The sequence below is a fragment of the Pseudophaeobacter leonis genome, assembly GCF_002087335.1.
GTDB lineage: Bacteria > Pseudomonadota > Alphaproteobacteria > Rhodobacterales > Rhodobacteraceae > Pseudophaeobacter > Pseudophaeobacter leonis.
In genome coordinates this window covers 39,801-56,741 of record NZ_MWVJ01000002.1, presented here as the reverse complement: position 1 = coordinate 56,741, position 16,941 = coordinate 39,801, and the positions used below count along the sequence as shown (strand labels likewise).

Annotated in this window: 16 protein-coding genes and 2 pseudogenes; 12 read left to right on the top strand and 6 right to left on the bottom strand. The window is 58.7% G+C overall.

The features are described 5' to 3' along the window. Positions 1–301: hypothetical protein (locus B4968_RS23425; RefSeq protein ID WP_206601075.1), on the top strand; the 301-nt coding region annotated here is incomplete at its 5' end. A gap of 255 nt (positions 302–556) precedes the next feature. Here the strand turns inward: B4968_RS23425 and B4968_RS01230 are convergent. After that, positions 557–1,213 (bottom strand): GntR family transcriptional regulator, encoded by a 657-nt coding sequence (locus tag B4968_RS01230; protein WP_083095916.1) that lies wholly within the window; start codon positions 1,211–1,213, stop codon positions 557–559. Positions 1,214–1,351: 138 nt separating this feature from the next. Here B4968_RS01230 and dctP point away from each other — a divergent pair, with 138 nt between their 5' ends. The 5 genes and pseudogenes from dctP (at position 1,352) to B4968_RS01205 (ending at position 7,056) form a co-directional block, all read left to right on the top strand. Then, positions 1,352–2,338 carry a TRAP transporter substrate-binding protein DctP gene (gene dctP, locus B4968_RS01225; protein ID WP_083095915.1) on the top strand — a complete coding sequence of 329 codons (987 nt, stop codon included), beginning with the start codon at positions 1,352–1,354 and terminating at the stop codon, positions 2,336–2,338. Between the two features lie 77 nt (positions 2,339–2,415). Further along, positions 2,416–2,958 (top strand): TRAP transporter small permease, encoded by a 543-nt coding sequence (locus tag B4968_RS01220; protein ID WP_083095931.1) that lies wholly within the window; start codon positions 2,416–2,418, stop codon positions 2,956–2,958. A gap of 5 nt (positions 2,959–2,963) precedes the next feature. Then, a pseudogene (locus B4968_RS01215) lies at positions 2,964–4,280 on the top strand (TRAP transporter large permease). Continuing rightward, the gene (locus B4968_RS01210; protein WP_083095913.1) at positions 4,277–5,536 is read left to right on the top strand and encodes a malonyl-CoA decarboxylase; all 1,260 of its coding nucleotides are present in this window, start codon (positions 4,277–4,279) and stop codon (positions 5,534–5,536) included. Before B4968_RS01215 ends, B4968_RS01210 begins: the two are co-directional and overlap by 4 nt. A 4-nt stretch (positions 5,537–5,540) precedes the next feature. After that, positions 5,541–7,056: pseudogene (locus B4968_RS01205) on the top strand (malonate--CoA ligase). 146 nt (positions 7,057–7,202) lie between these two features. Here the strand turns inward: B4968_RS01205 and urtE are convergent. The 5 genes from urtE to urtA all read right to left on the bottom strand — a co-directional run bounded on the left by urtE (position 7,203) and on the right by urtA (position 13,127). Beyond that, entirely contained in the window at positions 7,203–7,898 is a 696-nt protein-coding gene (urtE, locus tag B4968_RS01200) for an urea ABC transporter ATP-binding subunit UrtE (RefSeq protein ID WP_083095912.1), read from the bottom strand. Positions 7,899–7,901: 3 nt separating this feature from the next. After that, positions 7,902–8,642 (bottom strand): urea ABC transporter ATP-binding protein UrtD, encoded by a 741-nt coding sequence (urtD, locus tag B4968_RS01195; RefSeq protein ID WP_083095910.1) that lies wholly within the window; start codon positions 8,640–8,642, stop codon positions 7,902–7,904. Then, complete coding sequence (gene urtC, locus B4968_RS01190; protein ID WP_083095909.1) at positions 8,639–9,814, bottom strand: urea ABC transporter permease subunit UrtC; 1,176 nt, start codon at positions 9,812–9,814, stop codon at positions 8,639–8,641. Before urtC ends, urtD begins: the two co-directional genes overlap by 4 nt. Before the next feature lie 4 nt (positions 9,815–9,818). Beyond that, the gene (urtB, locus tag B4968_RS01185; RefSeq protein ID WP_083095907.1) at positions 9,819–11,786 is read right to left on the bottom strand and encodes an urea ABC transporter permease subunit UrtB; all 1,968 of its coding nucleotides are present in this window, start codon (positions 11,784–11,786) and stop codon (positions 9,819–9,821) included. Between the two features lie 66 nt (positions 11,787–11,852). Further along, entirely contained in the window at positions 11,853–13,127 is a 1,275-nt protein-coding gene (gene urtA, locus B4968_RS01180; RefSeq protein ID WP_083095905.1) for an urea ABC transporter substrate-binding protein, read from the bottom strand. A gap of 488 nt (positions 13,128–13,615) precedes the next feature. Between urtA and B4968_RS26420 the strand changes: the two genes are divergently transcribed. From B4968_RS26420 to ureC, 6 genes are read left to right on the top strand one after another with little or no spacing between them, the layout of a single operon-like run. Next, positions 13,616–14,044 carry an urease accessory protein UreD gene (locus B4968_RS26420; protein WP_338153183.1) on the top strand — a complete coding sequence of 143 codons (429 nt, stop codon included), beginning with the start codon at positions 13,616–13,618 and terminating at the stop codon, positions 14,042–14,044. Beyond that, positions 14,020–14,394, top strand: a complete 375-nt coding sequence (locus B4968_RS26415) for an urease accessory protein UreD (RefSeq protein ID WP_338153182.1) — start codon at positions 14,020–14,022, stop codon at positions 14,392–14,394. Before B4968_RS26420 ends, B4968_RS26415 begins: the two co-directional genes overlap by 25 nt. A 3-nt stretch (positions 14,395–14,397) precedes the next feature. Then, positions 14,398–14,700: an urease subunit gamma gene (locus B4968_RS01170; RefSeq protein ID WP_083095904.1), complete on the top strand. Its 303-nt coding sequence runs from the start codon at positions 14,398–14,400 to the stop codon at positions 14,698–14,700. A gap of 51 nt (positions 14,701–14,751) precedes the next feature. Then, positions 14,752–14,928 carry a hypothetical protein gene (locus tag B4968_RS23420; protein WP_161492542.1) on the top strand — a complete coding sequence of 59 codons (177 nt, stop codon included), beginning with the start codon at positions 14,752–14,754 and terminating at the stop codon, positions 14,926–14,928. Continuing rightward, positions 14,925–15,230 (top strand): urease subunit beta, encoded by a 306-nt coding sequence (locus B4968_RS01165; protein WP_083095902.1) that lies wholly within the window; start codon positions 14,925–14,927, stop codon positions 15,228–15,230. The genes B4968_RS23420 and B4968_RS01165 overlap by 4 nt, the downstream gene beginning before the upstream one ends. A 1-nt stretch (position 15,231) precedes the next feature. Then, positions 15,232–16,941 (top strand): urease subunit alpha, encoded by a 1,710-nt coding sequence (ureC, locus tag B4968_RS01160; RefSeq protein ID WP_083095901.1) that lies wholly within the window; start codon positions 15,232–15,234, stop codon positions 16,939–16,941.

Sequence of the window (16,941 nt, the reverse complement as noted above, 5' to 3'; positions counted from 1 at the left end):
GATTGGTGGCGCGGGCTATGACCGCTTTGAATTCAATATCGAAACTGACGGCATTGAATTCACGTCTCTTGGCACAGACACCATTGCGGACTTCTCAGAAGGGGATGTGCTGGACGTTTATGGCTGGGGCCTGGGTACGTTGGATGCCAGCTATAGCCTGCAAGGAAACGACAGCCTGATCTTGCTGGAAGCCGGGACAGCACATCAAAGCACAATCCTGCTCGAAGGGTATCACATCACCCAAAACGACTGGAACCTCTATGGAGAAACCTTGAGTGTGAATTGGTCTGACGCGATTTAAATCGCCTCAGGCAAACGAGTAGCGGCCTCCTGAAACCATTGGAACACCAATGCAGTCAGGCGCCGAAAATTTTACCCGCAGTGAAGATGAGACCTTCACTGCGGGCTTCTTCTGTAAAGGGTGAAAATAGATAGAGGCTCGGATTGCAGGGCAGCACAATTTGCGGGCTGAGTGAGGCCCGCCCCCCTAGCAGCGACATGAATCTGGTACCGCCGCCAGATCCGACCAGCTATTCAGCCAGACAGACCTAAAGGGCTATTCAGCCACAGTCTTTAGGGTTGCCATCAGACTGTGGAACCTTTCCCCCTGGATCGCCACATGGTCCCGCAAGATATTTGCTGCGCGCTCGGGTTTACCCTGTTCAAGCGCTTCAACGATCTCTTTGTGTTCGGTCATTGACTGCGCCATCCGGCCGCGCAAGCGCAACTGCTGCCTGCGAAATGGCTTTAGACGCCGGTGCAGTGCTGCTGCCTCGGAAGACAGAAAACTGTTGCCGGACTGTTGATAGATGATCAGGTGAAACCGTTCGTTCTCGGCGTAATAGGTATCCGGGTCCTGGGCGTCGATGGCCGCCTGACATTTGACGTTTGCATCCCGCAGCTCTGCCAAAGCCGCATCAGATATCCGCATCGCGCCAAGCCGGCCACACACGGCCTCGATCTCGGCCATGACCTCAAACATTTCCATCAGCTCAACCGGGCCGGGTTGCCGCACAAAGGCGCCGCGGCGCGGGATCAGCTCAACCAGACCAGAGCGGGAAAGGCGCTGCAAAGCTTCTCTTAAAGGGGTCCGCGAGACGCCAAACTGCTCCGCCAGGCGCACCTCATCCAGCCGGTCTCCATCCGAAAATGTTCCGTCAAAGATGAGCTCTTCCAGCTCTTTTGCAATCGTATCTGCGCGGCGTTGTTCCATAGCTGTCTTTTTAGTTAGCCCCATTCTGAAATTCAAGAACGCAATTATTGTATACAAGAAGTTTGACTTGAAATACATCATAGGCCTATCTTGCCAGCACCCGGTATCTACCGGATCGGATTCTTATGGGAGGAAAACATGAAATCCATGCTGAAGACTGCCGTTGCGGCCCTGGCGCTCACATCCGTGAGCACGCTGGCCCATGCCACTGAGCTGCGCTTGTCGCACCAATGGTCAAACAAAGACATCCGCCATAAGGTGGCCCAGATTGTCGCCGACGAAGTGGCTGCTGCCGGTGTTGATCTCGACATCAAGATCTTCGGCTCGAAATCACTTTTCAAGCCACGGGAGCAGTATAAACCCCTGAGCCGCGGCCAGCTGGATATGACGGTTCTGCCGCTCAGCTATGCCGGGGGCCAGCAGCCTGCCTATAACCTGACCCTGATGCCGGGTCTGGTGAAAAACCACGATCACGCCGCACGCCTGTCTGACTCACCCTTTATGGCCGCTCTGGAGGAGAAGATGGCCGAGGATGATGTCATGGTGCTGGTGCACGGCTATCTTGCGGGCGGCTTTGCCGGCAAGGACAAATGCATCACCAAGCCGAGCGACGTAGAGGGTTTGCAGACCCGTGCCGCCGGTAAATCATTTGAGCAGATGCTGGCAGGGTCCGGGGCTTCTATCGCCTCTATGGCCTCATCCGAAATCTACAACGCGATGCAGACCGGTGTTCTGCAGGCGGCCAATACCTCGTCCTCGTCCTTTGTGTCCTACCGCATCTATGAGCAGGTCAGCTGCTACACGCCCGCAGGCGATGTTGCTTTGTGGTTCATGTATCAGCCACTGCTGATGAACAAAACCGCCTTTGAGGGTCTGAACGACGCACAGCAGGCTGCCCTGCTGGCCGCCTCTGAAAAAGCCGAGGCCTACTATCTCAAAGAAGCCAAGCTTCAGGATGCTGCCTCTGCAAAAGTCTTTGCCGATGCCGGTGTGGAAATCGCCGAAATGACGGCTGAGGATTTTGAGGCCTGGCGTGCCATTGCCATGGAGACCTCCTATGCAAAGTTCGTCACAGACGTGAAAGACGGACAGACATTGCTGGATCTGGCTCTGGCTGTTGAGTGACCTTTTGGCGGGGCGCCTGCAGCGCGCCCTGCCTCTCCCCTCTCCTTTCTCTGAAATTCAAATCACAGGAGGCGCTCGTGGCAGGCCATAGCTCCGCCGTTGCGTCCCATACCGGGAACAATCCTTTCCTTCGCCTAGTTTCGGCGCTGTCGACACTGGCCGGCTGGTGTTCGGCCGCCATGATTGTCGCCGCCGTTGCCATCACGTGCCAGATGATCATCGTCCGTTTCGTGCTGAATGGCTCGACCGTCTGGCAAACCGAGGCCGTCATTTATCTGGTGATCGCCGCCACCCTGGTCGGCCTGCCCTATGTGCAGAGCCTGCGTGGCCATGTGAACGTGGATCTGATCCCACTCTCGCTGTCGCCACGGCCCCGCTTTTTCATGGCCATCGTCACCTCGGTCCTGTCGATCTCGATCGTTGCGGTGATGGTGTTTTACGGCTTTGAGTACTGGCATTTCGCCTGGGACCGCGGCTGGAAATCCGACACGATCTGGGGCGTACGCCTGTGGATCCCCTATCTGGCAATTCCGGTTGGCTTTGGCCTGCTGCTTTTGCAACTGATCGCCGACCTCGTGGCTGTGCTGCTTGGCATCGATAAACCCTTTGGTCTGGAGTAATCTCGATGGACCCTCTTCTTTTGGGAGCGATTGTGGCCATTGCCACCATTCTGGTTCTCTTCTCCGGCGTCTCTGTGGCCATTGGCCTGTTGATTGTCTCCGCAGGTTTCCTGCTCATATTCGACGGTGCCCGGTCGCTGGAACTGATGCCCGAGCTGCTGTTTGGCAAGCTCGACAACTTTGCTCTTTTGTCGATCCCGATGTTCATCATCATGGGCTCCTCAATCGCCTCGACGCGGGCAGGCGCGGATCTCTATGAAGCGCTGGAGCGCTGGCTGACCCGTGTGCCCGGCGGTCTGGTGATTTCAAACCTTGGCGCCTGCGCGCTGTTTGCGGCGATGTCCGGGTCTTCCCCTGCCACCTGCGCTGCCATTGGCAAAATGGGTATTCCTGAAATGCGCAAGCGGGGCTATCCGGACGGGGTTGCCGCAGGCTCGATCGCCGCGGGCGGCACCCTGGGTATTCTGATCCCGCCCTCTGTTACGATGATTGTCTATGGCATCGCCACAGAGACCTCGATTGGTCGGCTGTTTCTGGCCGGTGTGATCCCGGGACTACTGCTGGTTGTGCTGTTTATGGCCTGGTCGCTCTATTCCACCTGGAAATCGGGCGATGCGTCACGTCTCGGCGCAGGTAGCTATAGCTGGGCGGAACGGTTTGAAATCCTGCCCCGCGTTCTGCCCTTCCTCGCGATCATCCTGGGCGTGCTCTATGCGATGTATGGCGGTATTGCGACCCCGTCGGAGACGGCTGCAGTTGGCGCTCTGCTTTGTTTGCTGATCGGCCATGATCATCTACAAGCTCTGGAATCCCCGTGATCTGTGGGTGGTGCTGCGTGACAGCACCAAGGAAAGCGTGATGATCCTGTTTATCATCGCCGCTGCTGGGTGTTTTCCTACATGCTCAGCTCGCTGTTCATCACCCAGTCCATCGCCGAATGGATCGGCACACTGAACGTCAATCGCTGGGTCTTGATGGGGGTTGTGAATGTCTTCTTGCTGATCGCCGGATTCTTTTTGCCCCCCGTCGCTGTGATCCTGATGGCCGCACCGATCCTGTTGCCGATCATCGACACTGCCGGGTTTGATCCCATCTGGTTTGCCGTGGTGCTGACCATCAACATGGAGATCGGGCTGATCTCTCCTCCGGTCGGGCTGAATCTCTATGTGATCAACGGCATCGCGCCGGATATCTCCCTCAAAACCATCCTGACCGGCTCTTTGCCCTTTGTGGCCTGCATGGTTCTGGCGATTGTGCTGCTCTGCCTGTTCCCTGGCCTTGCAACCTGGCTGCCTGATGCCGTGATGGGAGCGGCGATATGACCCTGCTTGCAGACCTGCTCTCAACGGTTTTTGAGCGACGCTATCGCCGCGAGGCCCGCGCGGCGCAAAGCGATGGCCGTCCACTGACAGAGCTGGCCGCCGCGCTGGTTGGCTCTGCGGGCGAGACCTCTGGTCTGGCGCTGGCCGAAGAAATCCTGTCGCGGTTTTCGCAGCTGGACGACGCGGCAAAGCTCGCCTTTTTCCGCCATATCGCCACCACGATGAACATCGACCCGGAAAGGGTGCGCACCACTCTGGATGACTATGAAAAAGCCCCTTCAAAGGCGAGCTACCGCGCCTTTACCGAGGCGGCCGAACCGGCGCGGCAAGAGTTTGTCCGCCGTCTGAACCGGGTGCCGGGGGCGACCGGCGCTCTGGTGCAGATGCGGGCTAACCTGTTGCGGCTGGGGCGCAAAGAGCCAGAACTTCAGGCGCTGGATCTGGATTTCCGCCATCTCTTTGCCTCCTGGTTCAATCGCGGTTTTCTTGTGCTGCGCCCTATCAGCTGGGAAAGCCCGGCACATATCCTGGAGAAGATCATCGCCTATGAGGCCGTGCACGCCATCGACAGCTGGGAGGATCTGCGCCGCAGGCTGGAGCCCGCAGACCGGCGGTGTTTTGCCTTCTTCCATCCCTCGATGCCGGATGAGCCGCTGATCTTTGTCGAAGTGGCGCTTAGCAAGGGGACCCCGAACTCGGTTCAGGCCCTGCTGGCCGAAGACCGCACGTCCATGGCCGCAGAACAGGCGGATACCGCCGTGTTCTACTCCATCTCGAACTGTCAGGCGGGCCTGGCCAGCATCTCTTTTGGCAACTCGCTGATCAAACAGGTTGCCGCAGATCTGGCGGCCGAACTGGCCGGGCTGAAGACCTTTGTCACCCTCTCTCCCCTTCCGGGATTGAGCGCATGGCTAAGGCAGGAAGGCCAGTCGCTGGGTGAAGACACCGGCACAGACATACAGTCCCTTGCAGCCTATTATCTGCTGAACGCAAAATCACGCGGCGGCCAGCCTATGGACCCCGTGGCCCGGTTCCATTTGGGCAATGGCGCCATTGTGCATGCGGTACACGCCGGTGCCGACACCTCAGATAAGGGGCGGGCCCAATCCGCTGGCACAATGGTCAATTATCTCTATGACCTCACCAAGGTCGCTCAGAACCACGAAAATTTCGTCACCACGCGCGAGGTTGTCGCGACGGCCGAGGTCAAGGCGCTGGCGGATGCCGTCCGCCTCCCTGCGGCACAGGAAAGGTAAACCCATGGCAAACCCTCTTTATGATGGCCTGTTTGGTATTCACGCGGGACAATCGACACCGTTTTTGCATCTGCTGGACGGTGGGGTGATCAGTCATCAGGATTTCCTGACGATGGGCGCCCAGATCGCCAATGTCACCACGCAGATCGGGTTGAAACCCGGTGACCGGGTGGCTATGCAGGTCGAAAAATCACCAGAGGCCTTGGCGCTCTATGCGGCCTGCGCGCAGGCGGGGCTGGTGTTTTTGCCGCTTAAATACTGCCTATACTGTGGATGAGCTCAGCTACTTTATTGAAAACAGCGGCGCGTCCCTGATCGTCTGTGACGGCAAAAGTGCCGAGACCATGACGGTACTGGCAAATGAGCTGGGGGCTCGGGGTGAAACCCTGAATGCCGATGGCAGCGGCACCCTGATGGACAAGGCGCGCGCCACGCCACAGCAGTGTGCCGCAGTCGCACGTAGGGGCGATGATTTGGCGGCTTTCCTCTATACCTCGGGCACAACCGGGCGCTCAAAAGGAGCCATGCTAACCCAGGACAACCTGCTGTCAAACGCGCATACACTGGTGGAAGAATGGCGTTTCACCGACAAGGACGTACTGTTGCACGCCTTGCCGATTTTCCACACCCATGGGCTGTTTGTCGCCACCAATGTCATCCTGGCGGCGGGCAGCAGCATGGTCTTTATGCCAAAGTTCGACCTCGACGAGGTCATCCGCTGGATGCCGCAGGCCACGACAATGATGGGGGTGCCGACCTTTTCCACCCGCCTGTTGGGGGACGCGCGGTTTACCAGGAATCTGAGCGCACATATGCGGCTGTTTGTGTCAGGCTCGGCGCCGCTTTTGGCGGAAACCCATGTACAGTTCGAAGAGCGCACCGGCCATCGCATTCTTGAGCGCTACGGCATGACCGAAACCAATATGAACACCTCAAACCCCTATGACGGCGAACGGCGTGCAGGAACGGTAGGCTTTCCACTGCCCGGGGTTGAGCTGAAAATCACCGATCCGGAAACCGGCGAGACCCTGCCTGACGGTGAGGTGGGCCAGATTGAGGTGCGCGGGCCAAATGTCTTTAAGGGCTACTGGCAAATGCCCGAAAAAACGGCGGCAGAGCTGCGCGCTAACGGGTTTTTCATCACCGGTGATCTGGGGCGGGTGGATGCTGAGCGCTATGTACACATTGTTGGGCGCAACAAGGATCTCATTATTTCCGGAGGCTACAACATCTACCCGAAAGAGATCGAGCTGATCCTGGACGACCAACCCGGAGTGTTGGAAAGCGCCGTCATCGGCGTGCCGCATCCGGATTTTGGCGAAACGGTCGTGGGCGTGATCGTCGCCCAAAAAGACCAGTCTCCGGATCTGGATGCCGTGAAGGCTGCGGTGCAACAAGCCCTGGCCCGCTTTAAGCATCCGCGCAAGCTGGTCCTCGTGGAAGAGCTGCCGCGAAATACCATGGGCAAAGTGCAAAAAAACGTCCTGCGCGACACATATGGCGCTTTGTTCACCTCCTGAACAAATATGCCTTTTCAGGTGACCGGCACGATCCCTCGACGCCGGTCACCTGAGTAGCCGGTCACCTGAGCAGCCACTCAGAAAACCTCAACCTTGTCTGGGCTCACTCGGACTGGGCAGTGTCTGATCCTTTAAACAGAGAAATTTCAAACAGAGACCAGCGACAAAAGCTCGTCCCGTTCGACCTGAGACTTGGGAGCCGTCTTGATCACCTCGCCGCGCTTCAGAACAACCAGATCATCGGCCAGATCAAAGGCAAAATCAAAAAACTGCTCCACCAGGATAATCGCCATGGTGCCCCTGCCCCGCAGCAGCCGGATAACGTCCCCGATATGCTGGATAATATTGGGCTGAATGCCCTCAGTTGGCTCGTCCAGCAACAATAGCTTTGGCCGCGTGATCAATGCGCGTGCGATGGCCAGTTGCTGTTGCTGCCCGCCAGACAAATCGCCGCCGCGACGGTTCTCCATCTCTTTGAGCACCGGGAAAAGCTCATGAATGTCATCAGGGATAAAGTGCTCGGATTTTGGCAAACAGGAAAAACCGGTCTGCAGATTCTCGCGCACTGTCATTAGCGGAAAGATATCGCGCCCCTGCGGCACATAGCCGATCCCCAGCCGGGCCAGCTGATGCGCGGGCGCATGGTTCAGGTCTTTGCCGTCCAGTGTGATTGCGCCCGCCGAATAGGGATGTGCGCCAGACAGCGCCCTCAGCAGGCTGGTTTTGCCAACCCCGTTGGTGCCCATAACGCAGGTGACCGATCCCAGCTCAGCGCGCATCGAGACGTCGTGCAGGATTTGCGAGTTGCCGTAGTGCAAAGAGAGATTTTCAACGTTCAGCATATCCTAGCGCCCCAAATAGACGACGCTGACGTCTTTGTTCTTTGTCACGTGATCCAGCGAGCCTTCTGCCAGAACCGCGCCTTCGTGCAGAACTGTCACCTTACAGTTCAAACGGCGCACGAATTCCATATCGTGTTCGACCACAACAACGGCGCGGGTCTTGGCGGCTTCGGTCAGGATGGCGGTGGTCTTTTCGCGCTCGGCCAGTGTCATGCCCGCAGCGGGTTCATCCACCAGCAAAAGACGCGGCTCTTGTGCCAGCAGCATGCCGATTTCCAGCCATTGTTTTTGCCCATGGCTCAGCTCACCGGACACCCGCAACAGCATCTCAGTGAGGCCAATTTCTGCCGCCAGTTCAGCCACACGATCTAGGTCCGGCACCGACGGTCTGAAGAGGAGCACAGCCAGCGGGCTGCGATCTTTGCGCAGCGCCATCAGCAGGTTTTCCTGAACGGTTTGGTCTTCAAAAACCGTTGGCTTTTGAAACTTCCGCCCAATCCCGGCCTGGGCGATCTTGGCCTCGGACATCCCGATCAGTGAAATGCTTTTCTCGCCCCACAGAATATGCCCCTCATCGGGACGGGTTTTACCGGTGACGATATCCATGAACGTGGTCTTGCCAGCGCCATTGGGCCCAATCACCGCGCGCAGCTCGGCTGCTCCGATCTGAAAGGACAGATTGTTGATGGCGCGAAACCCGTCAAAGCTGACGGTGACGCCGGAGACTTCTAACAGCGTGCTCATGGCCCCTCCCCCGGGTTTTTACGCGCCACAAGGTCAAACAACCCGCCAATCCCGCGTGGTGCATAGAGCGTGACCAGCACAAAGCTGAGGCCCAGCAGAACCAGCCACCAATCGACCCATTTGATTGTGTAAAAACCCAGATTCACGTCAGGGGCCTGGCCGCCGGTGAACCAGCTGGATACCAGACTGACGAGGGCGGTGCCGATCACCGCACCATAAAGCCTGCCGCGGCCGCCAATCGCCACCCAGACCGCCAGATAGATCGAGGCAATCGGTGCGACCTCGGCCGGGTTGATGATCCCTGCCTGCGGGTAGTAGAGCGCGCCTGCGATGCCGGAAATACAAGCCGTCAGGGTAAAGACCGCTAGTTTGTAGCTCTCAACCGAATACCCAAGGAACCGCACCCGGGCCTCGTTGTCGCGAATGCCGCGAATGACCGAGCCAAATTTACCCGACACCACCCAGGCGACCAGCAGATAGCCCAGCGCCAGCGCCAGTGCTGAGGCCCAGAAGAACCAGAGGGAGACAACTGATTGCGGCGCTGTGACGCCGGGCAGGTTCTGCAGGCCGGACAAGCCGTTGTTGCCGCGCAGACCGCTGGCATTCTGGAACAGATACAGGGACAGCCCCAGGGTCATCGCCTGGGTCAGAATGGACAGATACACGCCTGTCACCCGGCTGCGAAACGCCAGCCAGCCAAAGACAAAGGCCAAAGCGCCGGGGACCAGCACAACAAAGGCCAGCTGCAGCACAAGGCTGTCTGCAAACATCCAGATCAGGGGGAACTCACTGCTGCCCACCACGCCAAAGATCTGGTTGCCAATGGCCGCCTGGATGTCTTCTGGTGTCGGCGGCAGTACGCCTTCAGACAGTGAGGTGACAACAATCTGGCGGGTGCGTTCAAACATCAGCCACATGCCGATCATATATCCGCCCAGGCCAAAAAAGGCGAAGTGACCCAGCGAAAGGATACCAGTGTAGCCCCAGATCAGGTCCATCGCCACGGCGATCAGACAGAGACACAGGGTCTTGCCCAGGGTTTTCACCATGCTGGTCGAGACCAGGCCTGCGCCAAATCCCTCAGAGAGCAGCGTCACAAGCAGCGTGAACAGGGCCAGTATAGACAGGAAGATCAGCACCGAAGGGTTACGGGCAATAAAGGATCTGTTCATCACATCAATCTCCTGCCGCGCGACCTTTGAGGGCGATGATCCCCCGGGGTCGGAATTGAATGAATATGATGATGAAGACGATCATATAGGTCTGTGCCGCCAAGGTGTTGGAGGGGTTGAGCCACTCTACGCCCTTTTGGAAGCCGCCAATCATCATCGCGCCCGCAAGGGTGCCCCAGATATTGCCAACTCCGCCAACAACCACCGTCATAAAGCTCTGAACGATGTAGTCGCCGCCCATCTCAGAGGTGACTTTGGCAAAGAGACCAATTGCCACCCCGGCAATGCCGGCAATGCCAGAGCCCAGCCCAAAGGTGAGCATATTCACTCGGTCCGGATTGATGCCCATGCTGGCGGCCATACGGGGGGTTTGCGTCACGGCGCGGGTCTCAAGCCCCAGGCGCGTGCGTTTCATGATGAACAGGAAAAGCCCCAGAAACAGCAGCGCCAGAATGAAAATCGCAATGCGGATAGAGCTGATCGCCACCACATCATTGATCACCCAGGTGCCGTCCAGCCAGGCCGGTGCGGTCAGCGGGCGCGCTTGCGTGCCAAAGATATTCTTGGCCAGCTGCTGCAGCGCAATTGATACGCCAAAGGTGGCCAACAGGGTCTCAAGCGGGCGATGCGCCAGCCAGCGGATCACCAGTCGCTCTAGGGCGACGCCGGCGGCAAATGTCACCGCAAAGGCCAGCGGCACTGCCACAAGGATCGAAAGCGTGTGGTTCGCAATGAACATTTGCACGACATAGCCGGTGTAGGCGCCCATCATGATGAACTCACCGTGCGCCATGTTGATCACGCCCATCACCCCAAAGGTAATCGCAAGGCCAATGGCGGCGAGAAAATAGATCGAGGCCAGTGACAAGGCATCCAGCCCCAGATCAACCGCCTGATTGACCGCCACACGGCCCTCAGATTTTGCAAGGGCAGCCGCGGCAACATCTGTCACCGCCTGTGACGGCTCCTGATAGATTTCACGGAACTGATAGCTGGCGAGGCTGGCAGCTATGTCTTCTGCCGTGATGCGCGGCGCCGCCAGGTCGGCCGCGACCAAGGCATCATAGGCCGCATCTCGTTTCGCCTGCGTGCCAAGCTGGGCCACAGGAAAACCCCCGACCCGGCCTGCCTCAATATTTGCCTCAAGGGCGGCGTCGCGTGCGTCCTGCGTCAGCTCAGCCGGGGCGAGGTCTGCGGCAACCAGCAGCGCATAGGCCGCCTGGGTCGACAGGGTCTCGCTTCCGGGCAGCAGCACACGCGCAACATTTGCATCCGTGGTGGCATCCGTGGTCTGGCCAACCGCAAGGATCGTGGTTTTGGTTGTCAAAATTGGGTTCAGTGTGGCGCGAAAATCAACGCCGAGATCGCCGGACATGTCGTTTATGGCGGTCACCCGCACCGCAATATCTGTGTCATATGCCATGCTCATCAGGCGTTCCAGCCGGGTCTTGCGGCTCAGAACGCCCGGATCTGTCTCACCGGGAATAGACGCGCGCAGCGGCGCCAGCAAGGCGGCTTCGGGGTCGCGGGCAATGGAATCGAGCGCGCCGGTGCGCTTATTGATATCCGGATCGGACAGCTGGTATTGCACCAGCGCTGTCGCGATCATGGCGCGCACGCCACTGTTGGGTTTCAACTGCTTCAGCGCGCCCTTGGCATAGTCCCCAACCTTGGTGCCGTCCTCAAACCGGTGCAGCACGTAGGTGCCATCGGCGTTTTTGGAGGCGGCAAAAAACCAGCCATCTTCTTTGCGCTGCCACATCTCTTTGGCCTGCCAGGCCTCGAGCACGGCCTGCATCTGCGGCAAGTCACTCATCACCAATGCGTCAATTGCGGGGCCAACTGTGCGCCGAGAGCTTTTCTCGATCAGCGCGCGCTGGTCTTGCAGGACTTCCTGTACTGTGCCTGCCATTGCCGGGGCAGCAGTGGTCAACAGCACTGCCGAAAGCAGAGCCAAAAACAGAGACTTCATAAGGGGGGACTTTCGGAGTGTTTAAAGAGTGAGGGCGTGTCTGGCACGCCCTCACAGATCGAATGATTAGTAGTTAGACAAAGTCTGCACGCAGCTTTTTGTCTCGGTGTTGTACATACCGCAGCCGAGGTCTTTCCAGTCAGAGACCAGTTTGGCGGATTCTGGCAGGAAGTCGGTCCAGGCATCGCCGGGCACTTCGCTGGTCTGGCTGATGATGTCGAACTGGCCTTCGGCGGTGATTTCACCAATCAGGACCGGTTTGGACAGGTGGTGGTTTGGCAGCATGACAGCTGTACCGCCCGTCAAGTTTGGATACTCTTGCCCGTACATCGCATCACGCACGGCGTCGACGTCGACCTTGCCTGCGGCGGCGACCGCATTCACCCACATGTTAAAGCCGATGTAATGGGCTTCCATTGGGTCATTGGTCACACGCTCTTCGCCCATGCGGCCCTTCCAGGCTGCAATCCAGTCGGCGTTTGCATCTGTTTCAGCCGACTGGAAATAGTTCCAGGCTGCCAGGTGGCCAACAAGGTTGCTGGTATCCAGACCAGAGAGCTCTTCTTCGCCAACCGAGAAGGCAACAACCGGAATGTCATCCGCCGAAATACCCGCAGCGGCCAGCTCTTTGTAAAAGCCGATGTTTGCGTCACCATTGATGGTTGAAATCACGCCGACCTTTTTGCCGTCAGCACCCAGAGCAACAACATCCGCCACGATCTTGGACCAGTCAGAATGACCAAAGGGCGTGTAGTTCACAAAGATATCGTCTTTTGCGATGTCTTTTGACTGCAGATAGGCCTCAAGAATATTGTTGGTTGTCCGGGGGTAGACATAGTCCGTGCCCAGCAGAGCGAATTTTTCGATGCCCAGCTCTTCGAGGAAGTAATCCGTTGCAGGAATGGCCTGCTGGTTGGGCGCAGCACCGGTGTAAAAGACGTTTTTCGAGCTCTCTTCGCCCTCGTATTGCACAGGGTAAAACAGCAAGCCGTTCAGCTCTTCGATGACCGGCAGCACGGATTTGCGGCTAACGCTGGTCCAGTTGCCAAAGATCACGTCGACCTCATGCACTGTGAGCAATTCGCGCGCCTTTTCAGCAAACAGCGGCCAATCCGAGGCCGGGTCAACCACGACGGCTTCCAGTTCGCAGCCAATCACGCCACCCTTGGCGTTTTGCTGGTCGATCAGGGTCAGCATGGTGTCTTTCAGGGTTGTCTCGGAAATTGCCATGGTGCCGGACAGCGAGTGCAAAACACCCACTTTGATGGTGCAGTCATCGGCCAGTGCAGGCAGCGCTGTCGCCAGTGTAAGAGCCGTAGCAAGAGCAGTTGTCGTTTTCATGTGATGTCTCCCAGCAGGGATAGCCGCTTGCGCCTTGTTCTTGGAACTCCGGCGCTTTAACTACTCCCTGCAACGTAAGTGTTGCAAACCGTGTGACGGCTGGCACGAGGTCCAATTCTACCGGTCGTCACACCCCCCCCCTCAACGTAATTTGATTCCACATCCGGGGATGGCTCAGCATTGCGGAGGCACTGCACCCAGAGCAATTGCCGGGGCGCAAAAACGCGGCAACTCGCCAGAACCGCTGCAAATATGAGCACCCAGCGACGCAACCGCCCAAAAAATGACCTCCGCCAACATATCACCGCCTCTTTTGGCGACAAACATTGCCGATCTTGCTCTCAGTCTGGTCAAACAAAAGGCGAAATAGAAAACCATCCACCCGTTGCCGCAGGAGCCTGTCATCTCTCAGTCCACCCCATAGCCCTGTCAGACCTCTCTCGCATGACGGCCGTGAACCCCGTGCAGTCGGGACTGGCCGGCTGTGTGTGCGGGCGGACAGCACGGGAAAAACCCGCCTGCAGGACCTGCGCCAATCCGGATCGACTAAACTGGTCTTTCCACACAGCCACAGTCAGGACAGCGAGGTGATCCTGGTCAATACGGCGGGTGGCATTACCGGCGGCGATCAGTTTGATCTCGACATTTCCCTGCAGACAGGCGCGCAGCTGACCCTCACCACCCAGGCGGCAGAGCGCGCCTACCGCGCCCAGCCCGGCGAGGTCGGCCAGGTCACATCACGCCTGTCTGTGCAGACAGGTGCCGCGCTCAAATGGCTGCCGCAGGAATTGATCCTGTTTGATCGCTGCGCCCTCAACCGGCGGCTGGACATCGCCTGCAGCCCGGCGCGGATCTGCTGCTGGTCGAGCCCGTTGTCTTTGGGCGCACCGCAATGGGTGAGACACTGCGCGAGGTGATGTTTCGTGACCGCATCACCATAACCCGCGCCGGATCTCCGCTATATCTGGACGGCATGGATCTGGGCAGCATGGATCTGGGCGGCGATGCCACCGCCCATCTGGCGCGACCCGCAACCGCAAATGGTGCCGCAGCAATGGCCAGCGTGGTGATGGTGAATGCCAAGGCCTCAAACCATCTTGGGGCCGTGCGCGCCCTGTTGCCCGAGACCGCAGGCGCCAGCCTGCTTGCTGAGGACGTGCTGGTCATACGTCAGCTCGCCAGCGACAGTTTTGAGCTGCGGCGCAGCCTCATCCCCGTCCTTGAACTCCTTTCTCACAACGCTTTGCCGAAATCCTGGAGGCTGTAACCCATGCAACTCACCCCGCGTGAAAAAGACAAACTGCTGATCGCCATGGCCGCAGAGGTCGCCCGCAAGCGCCTGGCCCGTGGCGTCAAACTGAACCACCCCGAGGCGATTGCCCTGATCACCGACGTCGTTGTGGAAGGCGCCCGCGATGGGCGCTCGGTTGCCGATATGATGGAGGCCGGGGGTCAGGTGATCAGTCGCGGCCAGTGCATGGAAGGCATCGCCGAAATGATCCACGAGGTGCAGGTCGAAGCCACCTTTCCAGACGGCACCAAACTGGTCACCGTCCACAACCCCATCCGCTAAATCAGCCTCCCTATTCAATACGCTATCCAATCCGCCAAAGGAGCCCTCTCAATGAAAACCCTGCAAACCGGCCTCGCCCTGTCTCTGTCACTTGCCCTGCTCTCTTCGCCTGCGCTGGCGCATGGTGCCCGCGAGATCCATACGCACCCTGAGGATATGATCGGTCTGGCAGCACTTGTGGCGCTGATCGTGGCAGGTGGCTATATTCTGTGGAAAAACCGCACATGATCCCCGGAGAGCTCTTCCCGGCCGAAGGGACCCTGACCCTAAACCAGGGCGCCGAAGCGATCACCCTGATGGTTGCCAATACCGGAGACCGGCCCGTGCAGGTGGGCAGCCATTTTCATTTTGCCGAAACCAACCCGGCGCTTGATTTTGACCGCGCCGCCGCGCGCGGCATGCGTCTGGATATCGCCTCTGGCACGGCGGTCCGTTTTGAGCCGGGCCAACGCCGCGAAGTCCAGCTGATCCCGGTCGGCGGGCTGCGGCGCATTTACGGCTTTAATCAGCTCATCATGGGAGATCTCTGACATGCCCCGCGAAATACCCCGTTCAGACTATGCGGCGATGTATGGCCCTACCACTGGCGACAGGCTGCGCCTGGCCGATACCGATCTGATCATCGAGGTCGAACGCGACCTGACCACCTATGGCGAAGAAGTGAAATTCGGCGGTGGCAAAGTGATCCGCGATGGCATGGGTCAGTCGCAGGTCACCCGCGCCGCAGGCGCTGTGGATACGGTGATCACCAATGCGCTGATCGTTGACCATTCTGGCATCTACAAGGCCGATGTCGCCCTCAAGGGCGGGCTGATCCACGCCATCGGCAAGGCAGGCAACCCGGATACGCAATCCGGCGTTGATATCATTGTCGGCCCCGGCACCGAGGTGATTGCAGGCGAAGGCCGCATCCTGACGGCGGGCGGCATGGACAGCCATATTCACTTTATCTGCCCGCAACAGATGGAGGATTCGCTGCATTCCGGCGTCACCACCTGCTTTGGCGGCGGCACCGGGCCGGCCCATGGCACCCTGGCCACCACCTGCACCCCCGGCCCCTGGCATATTGGCCGCATGCTGCAGTCCTTTGATGGCATTCCCATGAACATCGGCCTCTCGGGCAAGGGCAATGCCAGCCAGCCCGAGGCTCTGGTTGAGATGGTCAAAGGCGGCGCCTGTGCGCTGAAACTGCATGAGGACTGGGGCACCACCCCGGCCGCGATTGACTGCTGCCTTTCGGTTGCCGATGACATGGACGTGCAGGTCATGATCCATACCGACACGCTGAACGAAAGCGGTTTTGTGGAACATACCGTGGCCGCCCTGAAGGGGCGCACGATCCATGCCTTCCACACAGAGGGTGCAGGCGGTGGCCACGCGCCGGACATCATCAAGATCTGCGGCGAGGCGCATGTGCTGCCGTCGTCGACCAACCCGACACGGCCTTTCACCGTCAACACGCTGGAAGAACATCTGGATATGCTGATGGTGTGCCATCACCTCGACAAATCCATCCCCGAGGACATCGCCTTTGCCGAAAGCCGCATCCGCCGCGAAACCATTGCGGCCGAGGACATTCTGCACGACATCGGCGCCTTTTCCATCATCGCCTCTGACAGTCAGGCCATGGGCCGGGTCGGCGAGGTACTGATCCGCACCTGGCAAACCGCTGACAAGATGAAGAAACAGCGCGGGCCTCTCTCTGAGGAAGTTGGCGACAATGACAACATGCGGGTGCGCCGCTATATTGCAAAATACACCATCAACCCGGCGATTGCGCAGGGTGTCAGCCATGTTCTGGGCGATATCACGGTTGGAAAACGCGCCGATCTTGTGTTGTGGAACCCGGCCTTCTTTGGGGTGAAACCTGAGATGGTGCTGATGGCAGGCACTATTGTCGTAGCACAGATGGGCGACCCCAATGCCTCTATCCCGACACCACAGCCGGTCTACAGCCGCCAGATGTTTGGCGCTCTGGGCACCTCGCTGCGCCACAGCTCTGTCAGCTTTGTGTCTGAGGCGGCGCAATCGGCCAATATCCGCGAGAGCCTGGGCCTGAGCAAACAAACCATCGCCGTGCGCAACACCCGCAACATCGGCAAGGCGGACATGATCCTGAACGCTGCGACCCCCAAAATCGACGTGCATCCAGAGACCTATGAGGTCCGCGCCGATGGCGAGCTTTTGACCTGCCAGCCGGCAGAGGTGCTGCCAATGGCCCAGCGCTACTTTATGTTTTGA